This window comes from Candidatus Pantoea multigeneris (assembly GCF_011752615.1).
Taxonomy (GTDB): Bacteria; Pseudomonadota; Gammaproteobacteria; order Enterobacterales; family Enterobacteriaceae; genus Pantoea; species Pantoea multigeneris.
Map to the genome: position 1 here is coordinate 70203 of NZ_VWXF01000006.1, position 17671 is coordinate 87873.

Sequence of the window (17671 nt, forward strand, 5' to 3'; positions counted from 1 at the left end):
CCCTTTGAACTGGCTCATTGTTTGAGCCAGTTATCGCTGTTATCGATATGAAAAATTGATACTTACCTTACCAGGACTTTACCTAAATCATCAAAAAACATTAAATATATTACTGATATAAAAAGCTAATAGTATCCAGTAAAAATCAAAACAAAAAATATAATTCATAAAAAACAATGAATTAAAAATAATGCAATAATCATCCGCATGATTAGTCAAAACAAAATCGTCAAACAGTTAAATTTTACTGATCTGACTATTGTGTAAACGTATTGCCACTGCTATGTTCTCTCATAACAAAATCTAAACATAAACGTTGCGCGATATTTGCAACGCCTTGAACACTCTTTTTGCCACTCCAGGCCGACGTTGTGCGTCAGGTTCTCTGTCGCTGTGCGGAAATCATCAGATATTGACCAAGGCTAGAGCTTGTCTCTAAAGCCAATGCTGCTGCGTGGAAAAAACGCGCCCATTCTCTGCGCCTGTTTTCCAACCCGTATTTTACTGTTGCGTGATAACGCGGGATAACATCATGCCTGATGCAAATATGAGTCCCCTGGAAAACCAGGTGATTAAATCCGTGATTAATCAGTATGCTAATCAGGGTATTTTTAATCTCGATTTAGATGATCCGCTACTGGCTGAATTTTATGCCTTACAACTCCGGCTAGCCGAGGTAAATAGCCAACGCTATCCGGCATTTATGCAGCAATATCAGCATTCCCAACGCGCTACTCTGCGCGGCAGTCTGTCTCAGGCAGAAAGTGATAATGCCAAACCCGTGTACAGCCTGTTTGCCCTGGGCAGAGATACCGGCGGCACAGCTACCGCCAGCGCACTGGCCTCGTTACCGGTTTCTGCCACTAACGTCACGCAAACGCTGGGTTTCTTTGATTATCAAGGACAAAGCAAAGGCAAGGTGGCGCTAAACAAATCCTATATCAATACCAGCAACTGCGTGATTCAGGCGGAAGGTGCGGCGGATGCGCAACTGGATAATAACTGCGTTATTTATACGTTTTCTCAAACCATCGATGGTGCAACCTGCTACGGCGCAGAGATCGTTTATAACCAGAGCTATCCGCAGCTGATTACTAACGATTCACCTAAGGCATTGACCAATCAGCAACTGATTAAAGTTTGCCTGTCACGTAATGAGATTGATTGCACCTATTTTGATCATGGTGGGCCCTGGGGTGGCGTGGTCAGAGTGCCGATTAAAGGCAGTATCACCTATTTTGACAATATCGATATGCAAGGGGGCAAGCCCGTCAATGCCTATAACGATATTTATCTGGTACGTGAGCGAGCCGGTGGATCACCCATCACTTCTGTCATCAGCAACCCGATATTTAATACCGCAGGCACCACATGTGCGGGCAATAAAATTAGCTGGGATCTCGACTGGCTGCCGTTCAAACAGGTCGACTTCAGTTCCGGGGAACGTGTTTATTACATTTTCAAAGTGAGCCTCTCTGTAGCGGGGAGAGATATTGTTACCTTTATCACTAACGCCCCCGCCAGCGTGGTACCAGAGCAGCCATTTCTCAATACCCAAAAAATTCCACCGATGCAGATTGTCTACGGCTGCCTGGGTGGCGACAGCCTGATTCAACTGGAAGACGGAAGCGAAAAACCGCTCCGTGAGATGCGCATTGGCGAATGGGTGCGATCACACGACCAACGTAGTCTGCGCGTGGAAGATGTTCCGGTGGGCAAGGAACCCCAGGCGCTACAGATCACCCTGCAAAAACAACAGATTATCGCCACATCTGGCCATCCATTCTGTACTCCGCAGGGGATTTTACTGGCGCGCGAACTGGAACCAGGACAGAAACTGCTCACAGCCCAGGGTGAGGGCGAAGTGGTGGCTATCACCCCACTCGACCATGAAATCGACGTCTTCAACCTGCATCTTTCATGCGATGACCCCATCGGTGCAGGGCTGGAGGGAAATAGCACCTTCTATGCCAACGGCATTCTGGTGGGAGACAGCCAGATGCAGCGTGATTTTGAAGATGCCTGGCATCAGCGCCCGGTTAACGTGCTGGCTGAACTTCCCCCTGAATGGCATCAGGATTACCACAACTACCTTGCCGCGAGTCGGGGATAACCATGTATCAGGGCTATCCCGACTTTCAGCATATTATCATCACGGATAACCAGCGTCTGATCGCCAGCTATCAGCAGGCGGGTAACTGGTACATCTATCCGCAAACTCTCGCCATACTTGACGAGCAGCCTCTGGCATTTGCGCTGGATATTGTTCGCAGCTATAGCCAGGCGATCATTTATGGCCGCCTGAGCTTTACCCCGGTGTTGCAGTATGCCAGTCGTGAAACGCTGACTGATTTTTCCCGAGACTATCCCGCAGATAGCGTGCAGATCCTGAGTATTCAGCCGGGCTATCTGCTCTTCAGCCCGCCTCAACAAATCTCCGCGCCTTTCACCGCCGGACACTATGAAGCTGCATGGTATTCTGCGCAGGATATCCAGTTCATGTTGCTGCTGGACAACGACGATACCCAGTTACTGGAACGGACTCTGCTGGATGGCATTGTCGGCTTTGCCGCCCGAATGGATGGATTTGTCACGGGGGTCGCACCACGTCTTGACTACAATGTCAGCTGTGATCCCGCCGCGCTGATCGCTTCTCTCGCCGCAGGTATTAAAGAGAGCCACGCGCTGCCAGATGGCAGGATCGCCTTTGACTACGCGCAGCTCAGCGAATATCTGTTTGAGCATTTAACGCTGCTGCCGTTACAGTTTGAACCCCGAATCAAAGACCCGGATATCGCCTTATTCCGCCTGCTCAGCGCCGCACTCCTGGATCGATTATTCAATCGCTTTGGTGCACCGCTGGCCGGTAGTGCCGAGAATAATCAGTGCTGGATAAGCCTGGAGCAGCCCGCCGCCGGACGTGAAATTTTCGAGCTACAGCGGGAAGTCCTGACGCAACGGCCACTCTGCTTCCAGTTCGATCCTTTTGGTGCCGCCCAACAGATCGCTCAGGTTGAACCCGACGACATTATCCATCGCGTTACTACCCCCGCCCTGCCGCAGGATCAGCTGGCAATCACGGTGATCTACGCCTGGCCAGAAGGGCTGGTGGCCGAAACAGCGCTGGATGTGCAGATAAGTATTCCGGCGGGCAATCTGTATCCACAGCCACAGAGCGACACCCAGTCACTGCGCCCCGGCAAATCTGAGTTGCAGTTTGTCTTTCGCAATAACAGTTACCCGGCCAGTGGCAGTTATCACTATCAGCTACTGCTTAACGTACCTGCGACAGAGGGTTACCTGAAGTTTGTCGGTGAAAAACGATCTTTTAGCCAGCCGGTAGACGTGCTGGATTATCGCTCCCTGCCGGTGAGCTTTTTCCGCCTGACGGCAGAAAGCAATTTGCTGCACAGCAGCGAGTTAACCGGCAAGTATCGTTCCGGCGACCTCTGTCAGACATTCATCCTGAGCGTAGACACCCCCAATTTTAGCGCCCCGTGCCTGAGCGAAAACAGCGAGGCCCGACTGGCCGCACATCAAACTGGCGGTAGCGGAGTGGTTGATTTACCGGAGCCTGTGACTCAGTCAGGCCGGATTGGGTTGTCCAGTTTCCCCCAGTATGGCCCGCATCAGGCAACGATCCGCGTCCAGTTAGCAGAATCCCTCACCTCGGTAATGCTCTGTTTTATCAGTGAAGAAGGGTATGACGAAGACCTGCATGTTTTTACCCATCAGCAGGATGAATTTATCTATCACTGGCGAGTGACCTCGCTATTCCATCCACGCTTTCGCTATCGCATTGGCGAGGAAGGCCCATGGTCTGATTGGGTTACCGATGACCAAAACCTCTTTATTGGAGCTGAAGAATGAGCAGTGAATTTCTTGATCCGGCAACCAGCCTGGAAAATTTCTTTATCCTTTCGCCGGCACTGGCTTTCCACGATCAGCGGGAAGATAGCGTGCATTATAGCTACGCCAGGGCCAGCGTTGATCTGGTCACGACCACTGGCAGCAGTAAAACCAGTTCACTCAAGCTGACCACCAGCACCGCCGGAGGGCTGGCCACCTTTGTAGTACCCAACCTGTCGCTGGATCAAGCGCCGCTGAAAAATTATATCCGCCAGCATTTTCTGTCGGGTTCTGAACAACCCGTGCTGGCCCTGCAGGGCGTTACGCATGCCGTTGGCCTGAGGTTCCTTCGGGCTGAAGGAAGCCACTGCGTCCCGTTTGAAGAGAATCGGATGCCACTGACCCATGCAGAGAGTGAGCAACTGGCCGGGGCGATTCAGGGTCAGGAGAATAAAGTTCTACTCCAGACCACCAGTGAATTTATCGTGCAGTGTAAGTCCTCAGCAGAGCTCACCGCCGACTGGATTGCGGTACTGCATCAGGCATTTAATGAAGATAAAAAACAGCGTGAGCAACTTGAACTGTTGCTAGAGCAGTTAATCACGACAGATGACGTGAAGGTTATTGAGGAGTACGCCAATAGCCCGGCGGCGGAAACGCGCGATAAAGCAAAGAAAGGCGTCATCACTCTGGCTGCCTTGTCTCTCGCCAGCACGCTACGCAACATCAGCGATGCCAGCCAGATTCCTGACGAAGTTGATTACGAGTTTACCCAAAGCAACAGTTACCCTCAGCGTTACTTGCTCAGGGACGAAATTGATATCGCTCCGATCCTGGGCTATCTGCCATATAACTCCATTGTCAGCGTCAGCAAGACCCCGTTGCCCGAACCTGACCGCACAGAACAGCCAGGGGAAGAGAAACAGTGTCAGTTCATCCTGAATGTGGACCCGGTCGCGCTGGGGATTGCTGCTGTCACGTTACGTTGGGGTGAAGATAGCCTGTCATTGTCATGGCCCTTGTTCCCACCCGCTACGATTACGGCCAGCGCCGCAACGCAAAAAATAACGCTGGAAATTACCTACGGGGATTACAACAAATTCACGACCGAACTCGACTGGGATGAGCATATTTTCCTGGAGGAAGCCGATATTGGCTGGCATAGCATCATCTTCGATGCCAGACAACTGAGTGGAGCGTTTAAATCGATTACTGGCGAAGCCACTTATATTCCCGCCTCTGCGGGGGTAAAGAAAAACAAATACTCCATCTCCTTTAGCAACCAGATATGGAGCTCAGAATGGCTGTTAAACACCTACTCGCGTGAAGGCGATGGCTATATAGAATATAGCTGGAAAGGAAAGCCCAATGGATTATTCCCAATAGACTATGACTCAGGCCTGTTAAAAGCCACATCATCCCCTATCACCCTGCAATATAAATAATTTAATCAAGAGGAATTAAGTATGTTAAACAGCTTACAACGTATTTCCGTTAAGATTAAAACTGACGAATACCTCGGTGTCACAGAGTACGCCTATACTTGCTTTGGTGACAGCGAGGATAAAAACACCTGGTATGTGGTGCCAGAAATACCGGTGTTTGAATCACAGGATGGCAAACCCAAGTTTATGTTCTATAAATATCGTGGTGAAGATCAGGAAGGCGGTTACGCGATGTTTAGCGTTATTTTGCCTCAGCCGAACAGCGAGCTACAAGGACAAATTAAAACAGAATTGATAGGCAGCGATCTTCGTTTACAGCTGACCGCAAAATCCAAATTGATCGTCAAATATGCGCAAGCTACTGAGGCATACGTCGCTAATCCCAACGATCCAGAAAAAAAGAAGGACAAAGATCTGGCGTTGAAGAACACTGGGCTCTCTGAATCTCAGGCCAGCGAATTTCTGAACAAATATGATAAAACCAAAGGTGACGACCAGTTTTTATCTGACCTGATGCCCGCCAGTGCTCAGGCTATAAAACTGGTACTGCCTAGCTATACCTCCGCGAAAGCCACACTGATTCTTGATGATAACGAGGCTTTCTACCGTGAAATCCCAACGGAGCAGCTACCTTCCGGCCTCGGTGATAACAATACCGTCTTCAGTGTTTCATTGACTAAAGCCGGCGCAGAGCTGTTTGAAAAAGTGCTGAAAGGCAGTGAGGAAGGCCCCAGTGTCGGCGTCCGTTTTGACTTCAATCTCAATGCTCTGCTGCCTGCAGCGAAAGTCACCGTCAAGTTCGACAGTGAAATTACTAAAAGTCTGGTGCTGGAAACCAGTCACCACACCTGGTCCGCGAATGAAAAAGAGATTACGCAGAAATTCAGTGAGAAAGAAGCTTTCAAGGTGCTAACGGATATTACGCTTACCCAAACTGACCTTGGAATGACGAGTGAACAGTATAATAAATGGGTAGAGAATCTGAATAATTGGGGGCAAAGCCAGATCGAACAAATTCTCAGTAGCCAGACCGGATTAGATATCGGCCTGAACCTCCTGAATGATGCCGGTGAGTACCGCCAGTTTACCGAGACCCTCAACCAGCTAAAAAGTTTCGAGCGGGTTTATGAACAAAACTCCGCCGTGTCGTTTTCCATTTACCCTCAAACACCACTACCTTCAATCCTTTCGATTGTCGGTGAAGAAAAAGTGGATGAATACTTTAAAGCTTATACGCTGGACGATCCCTTCTTTACTGATTTCCAGCCAACTTTCATTGTACCGAAAGATCTGGAAAAATATCGCATCTCAAATGTCATCGTCAATGTTAAATATAACGGTGATGTTGATACGTTGATTTTTAATAAAGACAAACCAAGTGAACAACAAACTAAAAAATGGTATTTAGAGGAAAAAATCGGGCGTACTTTCTCCTACAATTACGAAGTGACCTTTACCGGCGGCGGTGCTGAGTATTACCAGTCAGACGAGATAGAGGTAGCTGATAAGTTAGTTATTGCTCTTGATATCGAAGATCATAGTGGCCTGGTGTATGCAGAGATCGTTCCGGTTATTCAGGCACAAGAGTGGAACCTGTTCCGCCAGATCAAAGTACTGGCTCAGTTCTCCGATAGCGCCAACAACATCCCGGTGTTTAAAGAAGAGCGTATCATTAATAAAGACAACAGTCCGAACCCTATTATGTTTGCCGTGGGCAAGGACTACAGTACGCCGCTTTATTACAAACTTGAATACAGCCTGACCAATGGCGATGTATTGAACGGCACCCCGGATACCGGGGAAACGAATCCTCAGCTACCAGGGTATAATGGCATTCGCTCTCAAAGCATTCAGGTTGAAAATGCTTTACCTTATGTGCAGGACTATACCTATATTATTACGCCGACCTCAGGCAAGGAGGTTTCTCAGTTGGTGCTAAAAGTGACCGTTGAGGATACGACTAATAACCTGACTCAGGCTAAACAGTTCATCCTGAAAGATTTCGACGGTGATGCCAAATCCGATACTATTACGTTCCATTTGGCAGGATCGCCATCAAAAATAAACATTAAAGCCAGCTATCATGCGACAATTGTTTATAGGGGTGCCTCACCTGAAACGATTAAAAACGATATCGAAAATGAATTAATTATTTTTGAAGTTTAATCTCTGAAACACCAATGGCTACTCTACTCTGAATAGCCATTGGTGGTTTCAACATTAACGGTAATATTATTATGTCGCAGACATATCGCATCGATTACAGCCAGGCCAGCGAGGATGTGCTGTTCATTGCCGCTAATGAACAGCGCACGCTGTTTTATTACTGTGCAGAAAAACCAAAAATAAAAACTAATGCAGCAAATCAACCTGAGATCGCCCTTAACATTTATCGTAACAGCCAGCAGCAGGAAACCGTATTTTATGCCATGCTCAGCCTGCAATGCCAGCTGGAGTGTACGCTTCAGCAAGCGCAGGCCGCCGCCGCTCTTTTGGATATCCCTGCCGATGCCATTCTGTTGCCACTACAGGCAACAGATTGTCATGCCACGCTTGATATTTCAGGCTTTCTCGAACCCAAGATTTTTCAGGCTGTACAAAACAGTGCGCAGTATTGCTATATGGCAGTGAAATTTCCCCAGGCCAGTGACATAGAAATTTTCAGCGCGTTGTTAGCCGACCCAGCAACCACGCCGCTGGCAGTAAGCTATAAAATTGATTATCTACAACAATTACCGCCCTCCATATTTGAATTACAGGCCGAGTGGCAACAGGTTTATGAATATCTGGAGCAACATGTCGGATTTAATTTATTATTTTTTAAAACCGATATCGAAAACATCTCCAGTCGATTAATTACCGAACAGAAGGTGGTAATTAAAACCCGCATTGTCGATCCCGACACGGTTATCGAACAGGCGGGAAAAGAGTTAACGCAAATTCTACTGGCCGAGTTTTTTAGCCCGGTATTTAGTGAACCCACAGCACAATCTCCGGATCGCATCGGTTTTTACCTGCAAAAAACCGTTCAGCACGATTACAGCCACCGCCAACTGAGTGCCCGGCTGGAAGAGTACAGCGCCGTAAAAAGATCGATTTACCCTCAGGCACTGCTGGCGGAGATGGTGGCCGGTAGCGATTACCAGCCAAATAAGGTGATTCGCAAACAGGAGATTCACGACGATTTTTTTACGCAGCGCAAGGTGACTTTTCATCTGCTGGATAGCGAACTCGACAGTAATATCCTGCTGTTGCTGGTAAACATCACCTACGGCGAGATCCACCAAAACGTATACTTCACCGCCGAGGACAGCCTGAGTAAAACCTTTAGCGCCCCCGCGATTATTGATGAAGAGACTGGCCGCACCTACTGGCCAGTGCAGTATAGTTTTACGCTCTATTTCCAGTCCGCGATTGCCGGGATCAGCCAGATTCACTCAGATGTGTATACAACCACACTGGAAGAAGCCTGGATCGATGCCGCATCGCTGTACAGTCGCTATAACTTTACCTTGCTGGCGGAACCCGATTTTAACTGGCAGTGGTATGAAAAAATCACGCTGGAACTGACCTGCGTTGCGTCTAACGAGGAGCAAAAGTCGACAGGCAACAGCCTGATTTTAACCTCCCAGCAACCCGAAGCTGGCTGGTCAGTCCTGCTACCGGGCATCGACAACTTTCAGTTCAACCTCGCTGCCCGCTACCAGCGCGCAGCGGGATTACCACACCTCCCTGCGACTGTCAGCTACCCGATTGGGCAGCAGGCGATATTGTCATCGCGCCTTTATCCACAGCGCTGTCTGCTGGTTTCAGCCAGTGCCGACTGGCAAAAAATAAGCCAGATCCTGGCGGTGGTGCAATTCCCTTACGCGGGTGACTCATCTCCTGTACTTAAGCAGACGATGCAATTTACCCGGCTGCAACCTGATGCCCAACTATTCAGCGCCGACCAACCCGATCCACAACATGTAAAGATCACGCTGATGGTGATTATCAGCTATCTGGACGCCGAGCAACCCACTGAAACTTACCCTCTCTGCACCGTTGCAGACACCATTGATATCACTCAACGTGATTAAGGAACCCTTATGCTGCTACTGCGTGAAAAAACCGCCACCGTTGATGGCATTACCTTTTTTGCCGATGACAGTGACGATAGCCAGTTCTGGTATCAACCTGAAACCCTCCAACTGGCAAAACGCGACGGTAAGCCGGTATTTGCCCTGATTAAATACACCGGTAATGACAGTAGCCAACGCGGCGGTTACCTCAATTTTGAGGTGAACACCGCGCTGGATGAAAGTGATTTACAGCGCGCTTTTGAAAAGTATCTGAAAACGTTGAACGTTGAAGTTAAAACGCCGCGTAAATCGCCGGTGGCATACGATAAAGGCAGCGTCAGTTTCTTTGTTCTGGATGTCGGGAATGCTAATGGCGAGTTGATCAGCGCTCAAAGTCCCAGCCTGATCGGCAGTAACAGCGCTATTTTCAGTGCGAAGCTCACGCCTGAGCAGGCGGTGATACTGGAGGCAGCATTCAGCCAGAGCGAAGCGCCAGCCGCGGTGGCCTACAACCTCACTTATACCGGCATCACTCCTGCACTTAAGGTGGAAGTTACCGCGAAGTTCGAGAACATCTATACCGAGTTCGATACTCAATTCGGCGCCAATATCCCGATTCCGGTAGAGACCCCCGCCAGCTTCTGGCTTGGCTTTGACAGCGTGATACAAAAGCTCCAGCAGAACCAAAGCCTGGTGATCAAAGTCACCGAAGGGTTGCCGGGTGATGAGGCAGAAAAACAGCGCGAATGGGCTTTGCAGTTCGTTAAAGAGGAGATTTTAAAGAGTTTCTTTACCGCTACCTTACAGCCTAATGGCGAAAGCAATGCCCAGTCGCAGTCCGCCAGTGATGCGATTTTGGAATCCCTGATCGCCAGTGCAAAAGCCAAAGAGAGCAAAACAGAAGACAAAGATAAGAAAGAGGAACAAGCAGGCGGATTACTGCCCTGTGCTTCGCTGGAGATCAAGCTGGTGAGAAAAGAGGAGACCAAAACGCTGAACTTCAACTACCGCTACTCCAAAGCGCTGAGCCAGTCCGCCGTACCGCAGAACTTCATTGGCAGTGATCTGTTACAGGTCAGTAAAGAAGCCCCTTATTACCTCGAAGTCAACGTTAACGATCCCTTCTTCCAGCAGATTGACTACACCGTGCTAGGGCCGGATGGCTTCAGCGAGTATGGCCTGAAAGCCGCCAGCGTCCAGCTCACCTATGACGGTACGCCTTACACGGCTCCGGCTTTTACTACCGATGACGATAAATGGATCAAGAACCTGGCACGCAGCCAGCAGGAGAATGCGCTGTTCAGTCTGCAAACCGAATTCGTGTTTAAGTCGGCCATTGCCAGCGGCTGGGAAGGCAGTACCAGCTACAGTAATCCGGTCGAGACCGCCTCCACGCTGTTTAACCTCGATCCCGCCGATTTCTTAACCCTCGCCAGTATAGATATTCTGCCGGACCGCAGTTTTGACTGGGAGAAATATAACCAGGTGCAGGTCAAACTTGAGTGGCGAGATGATACTGAGCGTGAAAAGTCCAAAACCTTCACCTTCAGCCCGTCGAAAAGTGAGAGTCAGGAATTTAAATACCGCTATCTCACGACAAAACCCTGGACGTTAAACTATTCCATTACCTGGTATCCGGTTGGCGGCCAACCCGTGACTAAACCCGGCGCGCCAAATCCGGCAGGGATCGTGATTCCAGCGGTTCCGCAGGATCTTGCATGATGGCGGTATGGACGGTGGTCCCTGCGACATGGCAGGCGCTGGTGAACAGTATTGGTCAGCGTATGCCGTGGATTCAGGAAGCACTACAGGCGGATCTTCAGCGCTTCATGGCATCACGCATCGACTCCGGGCTGCTGATCTCGGCATGGCAACACAGCCTGCTCGGCTACAACGGTTCTCCGCTGGAGTTCTCTCTCTCCAGCGCAAAGCCTGAGGCACTGGCCGCCACTTTTGATCCGCTGTTGCCGGAGCCACAGGCCGCGAGATCCATTAGCGCCTTTGCCCGGCACTATACAGACTGGGCGGGTACATCTCCCGAGAGCCAGCACTGCTTTCATCAGGTGGCACAGTGGCAGCACAGTGCGCTGCCTCTCCGTTTTGGCTCATGGCTGGGACGCAAGTACAGCGCGCAGGCCCAACAGACCAAAGTTTACTCCGAGCTACCCGACGGATGGGGTTTTCCCGCGGAGACGTCATTATGTGGCTACAGCGGATTAAGCGCGCTGATGGCGGGTTACTATCCTGACCAACCTGACAGCCCACAGGAGTATTATCTGCTGTGGCATCAGGCGGAGATCGATCTGCCCACCATCATGGACGTGATGCAGCACTTTGGCGCGAACTTGCCCATGCGCGAGGGCATGGCGACGCTGCTACAGCAGGCGCTGGAGATGAATCAGCCGGACTTCCCGGCCACTACCTATGGCTTTAGCCTGGCGGTTCACCGGCGGCAGCTGGTCAGTATCACGCTGTTTACCACGGCACCTGGTTTTTGCGGATCTAATGCCAATGTGTCCGCATGGCTTCAGGCGTTCCAGCAGCGCTGCGAGCTGCGCCTGCCGTTACTGGATACGCTGATACAGGCAGAGATACCGTTGCAGTTTAATGTGCTGGGCTTTTCTGTTGATCAACAGGGTAACCCTGCCCTTAACTGTACTTTTAGCCCACAAAGTGGGCGCTTTATTACCCGACAAGTCAGTAGCAAAAAGACCGCCGTAGAACGCGGAGAAGTCACGGCCTTACTCAGACAAAGCCAGGCCTCCAGCGGCGCATTTCTTTCCGAAGTCCTGACGCCAGACGGCCAGTGGCATCAGGACGAGAACGGTTTTGTTACGGCTCAGGTGCTGCGCACGCTGGAATATACCCCTGAGACGGCTTCCTCGATTGAACGCGCTCTCGACTTCCTGGAACGGTGTGAAACCACCCCCTATCGGTTTAGCTTCTGGCCACGGGATGCACATCCGCCATGGATGCGCACCGAGCGGATTACGCCAGACGTGGACGATACCGCCTTGATCACCGAGGTGTTATATCGCTTTGGTCGCCGCACCCCGCTGCACCTGCAACAGACCATTTTGGCAATCAATAACTATCAGGTGACCAAAGTCGACCCGCGTTTAAAACCCTTGCAGCATAAATGGGCGCAGGTCCGCACCCTGCTCACCTGGATGCGCGACGATCAGCCCATCGACCAGCTCGACTGCTGTGTGAACACCAACGCGCTGATTTTAATGCACTGTTTTATGCAGACCGGTGGCAATCAGTTTCCTGCTTACGCGCAGATACTCAAAATGCTGGCGCGCGCCATCGCCTGGGCGGGAGAGGATTACGACCGTCTCAATCAGCTGACGCCCTACTATGCACATCCACATGAATGGCTTGTCACGCTGCAATATGCACAGCAGTACGGCATCACAGAAGTGAGGCCTCTGGTTGATGCGCTTGCCCACTGGCAACCTTCCGCGACTCGTCTGGCACTGCCGCTGTATCGCCGCCATGACGGGCAATATCTCTGGACTTCCCGGCATCTGGCAGGCTTCCGCCAGCTTTCTGAACATCATCACTGCAAGGAACACTATGAACGTCTTTCTTACTGATTTAGTCAGCCTGAATAAGGTGATTTTGAGCAATGCGCGTGAGCAGTTTAACCTGCACCCGCAGGAGGCCAGTCGGGCGGTATGTGCTTTACCTACTGACCTGGTCGCTGCAGTAGGGACCGAAATGGTGTCAGGCGAAAAGCGCTACCAAATCAGCACCCACAATAACAGCACCAGTTGGACGATGGAGGTTGAATTTGGCCTGAACAAACCGGTTGAAAGTACGCCTTATGTGGTGCTGAGTTATGACACTTTCGGCAAACCGCAAGAAATGGTGTTCAACAGCGTGCAGCAAGCGGGGCAGCCGAATCACTACCGTGGTCAACTGGATATCACCGAATTAGCGGAACGCGATGCCCTGCTGCGGGCGCTCTCGGTATATGAATCGCAAACTACGCTGGTAGTGGTGGTGAAGTCTGATGAGGGGCTGTTGAATACCATCACCGATCCGGAAGTGTTTTACTTCGCACCAGACTACTACCCGTACATCTATCAGGGGATCGCCCCGCCGGAGAGCGGGCTGGAGTTAAAACTTTATCCGATCCCGTTTGGCGGCAAAACGGTGAACTACTACCAGGATAACTACCGTAAAAACTATCTTTACTATCTGGCCGATGAATTTGTACTGGCGACGGATGCAGAAAATAGTAACAAACCGCTGCTGTCGATTACGTTTAATGCGCCACAAGGCGCGACCTCACTGGACGAAGTCAGCGTACAGCTAGACTATTTTGTGCTACCTAAAGTCCAGCAGGCACGCATCAATGAGGCCACCACCGAGTTCAGAAGCGATCACCCTGATGGACGTCTGTTACCGTTTGCCACCGCAGATAAGCTGGAACTGTGGTTAACCCTTCCAGCCGGCCGCGAGCATCAAACCGGGGCGCTGGTCGATCTACAGAGTGGCATTGCCGATAGCTTTTCGCTGCCGTCGCATCAGTTTGCCCAGATCTGGGATGCGTTCTTTGATACGGCCCCGCAAAGTACCTTGCTCAAAGGGTATCTTGAAACCACGTTTACCGGCTTCCCTGCGGAACATATTCCGGTCAGACTGGCGCTGGACAGCAGCTATAAAAATAAGGTGGAGGATTTTATCCGCCAGCCAACGCCTGCGGTGATCAACACGCCGCTGCTGTTTAAAACCAGTGCGGCATTATGGGACCCACACGGGCCGAAACCGGTAGCCAGCGTGCTGGTCAGCGTTCAGGGGCGTACAAAAGAACTCACGGCGACAGAGCAGGAGGCGACCTTAAACCACCAGACCCCGGTGTTGGATCTGATCCTGCATCCGGAAAAAGCCACGGTGTATCGCTACGATGTGCAGATACGTTACGTTGACGGTAGCGTGAAAAACGCGCCAAATAGTGAAAGTACGTTCGAAGTGATTTATGTGCCCTGATGCCATGCTGATGCCCGGCCAACGGGCATCACTGTTTTCAGTGCGTCAGGTAGAAGGCAATACGCACCAGACGCAGCAGCAACGCACCACAGCCAGCCCAGAACACCGCACTCAGCGCCCATGCGCTGATCAGCCCCAGCGAAGCGTGGTTAAACAACGTGGTGTTGAGCAGCACCATTGCCAGTAACGTCCCGCTCAGTGCTGAGACAGAGGTCATCTGTAATGCGCGCTCCGGCTGTAACAGCGCGATGAGCATGCCAGGCAGCAAGAACAGCAGCAATTCAGGTTGGCCGCCCAAAGCATTAGCGCCACTCAGCCAAAAGTGATGAGCACAAATAAACACCAGAGTGTAGAAAATCGCACCGAGAGTAAAAACCCGTGTGTTTTGATTACGCTGCTGTGCCATGTCACACCTTTTTATCAAAATTTAAACAAAACACTCGATTTTCACCCACGCGGACCGCAGGTGGAAATAAAATATAACAGTCCTTTGCCCTGACGAATGAATTCAGCGAATAGCTGAGAAAGATAATAGGGATTAGAATAGCCGCCGCGTCAGATAACGCTCTCCGCTTCGGAGATAAACGGTCTGGTTAAGATAGCGAAAAACCGGACGTTCCTCAACAGGTTACAGGTAAACAAGAAGTTAAACAGTGAACATTAACGTCGCGGATTTGTTAAACGGGAATGACATCCTGTTATTATTTGTCGTTCTCGCGCTTGGGTTGTGTCTGGGAAAAGTCCGTTTAGGCTCAGTGCAACTGGGCAATTCCATTGGTGTATTAGTTGTTTCATTAATTCTTGGCCAGCAACATTTTGCGATTAATACTTCAGCACTGAGTTTAGGATTCATGCTGTTTATTTTTTGTGTGGGTGTCGAAGCGGGGCCAAACTTTTTTTCCATTTTCTTCCGTGACGGTAAAAACTACTTCATGCTGGCGCTGGTCATGATCGTCAGTGCATTAGGGGTTGCTATCGGTTTAGGTAAGCTGTTTGGCTGGGACATCGGCTTAACCGCCGGTCTGCTGGCAGGTTCAATGACCTCAACGCCGGTACTGGTTGGCGCCGGTGATACGCTACGGCAAAGCATCAGTGAGAGCCATCAACTCGGCCTGATGCAAGACCAGCTCAGCCTCGGCTACGCCGTGACCTATTTGATTGGCCTGGTGTCGCTTATCTTTGGCGCACGCTATCTGCCCCGCCTACAACATCAGGATCTCCCGACCTGCGCCCAGCAAATTGCCCGCGAGCGCGGCCTGGATGCCGACAGCCAGCGTAAAGTCTTTCTGCCGGTGATCCGCGCCTACCGCGTCGGCCCGGAGCTGGTGGCGTGGAGCGGCGGTAAAAACCTGCGCGAGCTGGGGATCCACCGCCAGACCGGTTGCTACATCGAACGTATTCGCCGTAACGGGATTCTTGCCAGCCCCGATGGTGATGCCGTACTCCAGCTGGGGGATGACATCTCTCTGGTCGGTTATCCCGATGCCCATGCGCGTCTGGACCCGAGCTTCCGCAACGGCAAAGAGGTGTTCGATCGCGATCTGCTGGATATGCGCATTGTGACCGAAGAGATTGTGGTCAAGAACCATAACGCGGTGAATAAACGCCTGAGCCACCTGCAACTGACCGATCACGGCTGCTTCCTCAACCGGGTGATTCGCAGCCAGATTGAGATGCCCATCGATGACAGCATTATGCTGAATAAAGGCGATGTGCTTCAGGTGAGTGGAGAAGCTCGTCGTGTGAAAAGCGTCGCTGACCGCATTGGCTTTATCGCGATCCACAGCCAGATGACGGATCTGCTGGCCTTCTGTGCCTTCTTTATCATCGGTCTGATGATTGGCCTGATCACCTTCCAGTTCAGCAACTTCAGTTTCGGAATGGGAAATGCGGCGGGTCTGCTGTTTGCCGGTATCCTGCTGGGCTTTCTGCGCGCCAACCACCCCACCTTTGGCTACATTCCCCAGGGCGCACTGACCATGGTGAAAGAGTTCGGCCTGATGGTCTTTATGGCTGGCGTGGGCCTGAGCGCCGGTAGCGGTATCAATCACGGGCTCGGCAGTGAAGGCATATTAATGCTGGTTAGCGGCCTGCTGGTCAGTATGGTGCCGGTGGTGATCTGCTATCTGTTTGGCGCTTACGTGCTGCGCATGAACCGTGCCCTGCTGTTTGGGGCCATCATGGGGGCACGTACCTGCGCGCCAGCCATGGAGATTATCTGTGATACCGCCCGCAGTAACATTCCGGCGCTGGGGTATGCCGGAACCTATGCCATTGCCAACGTGTTACTCACCCTGGCAGGGACATTAATCGTGATTATCTGGCCGATACTGCCCTTATAAAATTTTTTCTGCCGAGTCCAGAACTTTTTTCCAGGGCCAGAGTCTGAATTAGTGCCACTGCTTTTCTTTGAAATCCCCAAATTGTGGAGCCCGTTAATCCCCAGGATTAGCGGGTTTTTTTCTGCCAGAAAATTCTTAACCCATTCTAAAAAAAGCCTTTTTTTATTTCCCCAACGGTAAAAAAACCTAAACAAAACTGAAACCTGATTGTAAATTAAGAACCAGGCTATATCCCTGCGGGCTGAGCTTGATTAGGCTGAGCCTGTTTCGACGTTAGCATTTTGTGCGCTTTTTACCCCTTGATGTTTTTTCTGATGAGGATTTGGTCCGACTTATGGATGCACTTAACCGCATGTTATTTCTGTGGATCAATGCCACACCTGACTCCCCCCACTGGCTAATACGCGTTGCGACCTTTATCGCACAGGATTTAATCCTGGTGGTGCCACTGTTGATTGTCGCGTTGTGGCTGTGGGGAAGGCACTCTCATCTGCCGTCCCAGCGCGTGCTGGTGCTTAAAACCGGTATGGCGCTGATTTACGCGCTGGCAATTTCTGGCTGTGTAGGCGTACTGGTGCCGCACCCGCGTCCGTTTGCGATCAACTTTGGCTACCAGTTCCTTAACCATGCCGCCAATGAGTCTTACCCCAGCAATCACGGCACCATTGTGTTTACCTTTGCGTTGGCATTTATCTGCTGGCATCGCGTGTGGTCCGGCTTGATTTTAATGGCTGTCGGCTGTGCGATCGCCTGGTCACGGGTGTATTTGGGCGTACACTGGCCAATGGATATGCTGGGCGGGTTCTTAGTTGGCATGCTGGGCTGCCTGGCTTCCAACCTTGCGTGGCACCTGTATGGGGAGAAGCTGCTACAGCTTACTCACCAGGCCTACCGGGTGCTGTTTGCCGGGCCAATTCGTAAGGGCTGGGTCCGACATTAAGCGCACACCGCGAAAAAAGGCTGCCATTGCTTCAAC

General features: G+C 51.0%; 11 protein-coding genes. 10 read left to right on the forward strand and 1 reads right to left on the reverse strand.

The window, feature by feature from the left end; translation table 11 throughout:
• Positions 1-532 precede the first annotated feature (532 nt).
• The 8 genes from F3J40_RS14875 to F3J40_RS14910 all read left to right on the forward strand — a co-directional run bounded on the left by F3J40_RS14875 (position 533) and on the right by F3J40_RS14910 (position 14353).
• Complete coding sequence (locus F3J40_RS14875; RefSeq protein WP_167015797.1) at positions 533-2113, forward strand: Hint domain-containing protein; 1581 nt, start codon at positions 533-535, stop codon at positions 2111-2113.
• Between the two features lie 2 nt (positions 2114-2115).
• On the forward strand, positions 2116-3870 hold the full coding sequence (locus F3J40_RS14880; protein ID WP_167015799.1) for a hypothetical protein: 1755 nt from the start codon (positions 2116-2118) through the stop codon (positions 3868-3870).
• Positions 3867-5294, forward strand: coding sequence for a hypothetical protein (locus tag F3J40_RS14885; RefSeq protein WP_167015801.1), 1428 nt, complete (start codon positions 3867-3869; stop codon positions 5292-5294). The genes F3J40_RS14880 and F3J40_RS14885 overlap by 4 nt, the downstream gene beginning before the upstream one ends.
• A 21-nt stretch (positions 5295-5315) precedes the next feature.
• A complete protein-coding gene (locus tag F3J40_RS14890) occupies positions 5316-7460 on the forward strand; it encodes a hypothetical protein (RefSeq protein WP_167015803.1) in 2145 nt (714 codons plus the stop codon).
• A 71-nt stretch (positions 7461-7531) separates the two neighbouring features.
• Positions 7532-9373 carry a hypothetical protein gene (locus F3J40_RS14895; RefSeq protein WP_167015805.1) on the forward strand — a complete coding sequence of 614 codons (1842 nt, stop codon included), beginning with the start codon at positions 7532-7534 and terminating at the stop codon, positions 9371-9373.
• Positions 9374-9382: 9 nt separating this feature from the next.
• Positions 9383-11077, forward strand: coding sequence for a hypothetical protein (locus F3J40_RS14900; RefSeq protein ID WP_167015807.1), 1695 nt, complete (start codon positions 9383-9385; stop codon positions 11075-11077).
• Positions 11074-12954: a hypothetical protein gene (locus F3J40_RS14905; protein WP_167015809.1), complete on the forward strand. Its 1881-nt coding sequence runs from the start codon at positions 11074-11076 to the stop codon at positions 12952-12954. The genes F3J40_RS14900 and F3J40_RS14905 overlap by 4 nt, the downstream gene beginning before the upstream one ends.
• Entirely contained in the window at positions 12935-14353 is a 1419-nt protein-coding gene (locus F3J40_RS14910; protein ID WP_167015811.1) for a hypothetical protein, read from the forward strand. Before F3J40_RS14905 ends, F3J40_RS14910 begins: the two co-directional genes overlap by 20 nt.
• A gap of 37 nt (positions 14354-14390) precedes the next feature.
• On the opposite strand, the gene ybjM is transcribed toward F3J40_RS14910, so the two are convergent.
• Entirely contained in the window at positions 14391-14759 is a 369-nt protein-coding gene (ybjM, locus tag F3J40_RS14915) for an inner membrane protein YbjM (protein WP_167015813.1), read from the reverse strand.
• A gap of 247 nt (positions 14760-15006) precedes the next feature.
• Here ybjM and F3J40_RS14920 point away from each other — a divergent pair, with 247 nt between their 5' ends.
• Together F3J40_RS14920 and ybjG are read left to right on the forward strand one after the other, a co-directional pair.
• A complete protein-coding gene (locus tag F3J40_RS14920) occupies positions 15007-16695 on the forward strand; it encodes an aspartate:alanine antiporter (protein ID WP_017346980.1) in 1689 nt (562 codons plus the stop codon).
• Between the two features lie 334 nt (positions 16696-17029).
• Complete coding sequence (ybjG, locus tag F3J40_RS14925; RefSeq protein WP_017346979.1) at positions 17030-17635, forward strand: undecaprenyl-diphosphate phosphatase; 606 nt, start codon at positions 17030-17032, stop codon at positions 17633-17635.
• The last annotated feature ends 36 nt before the right edge of the window (positions 17636-17671 follow it).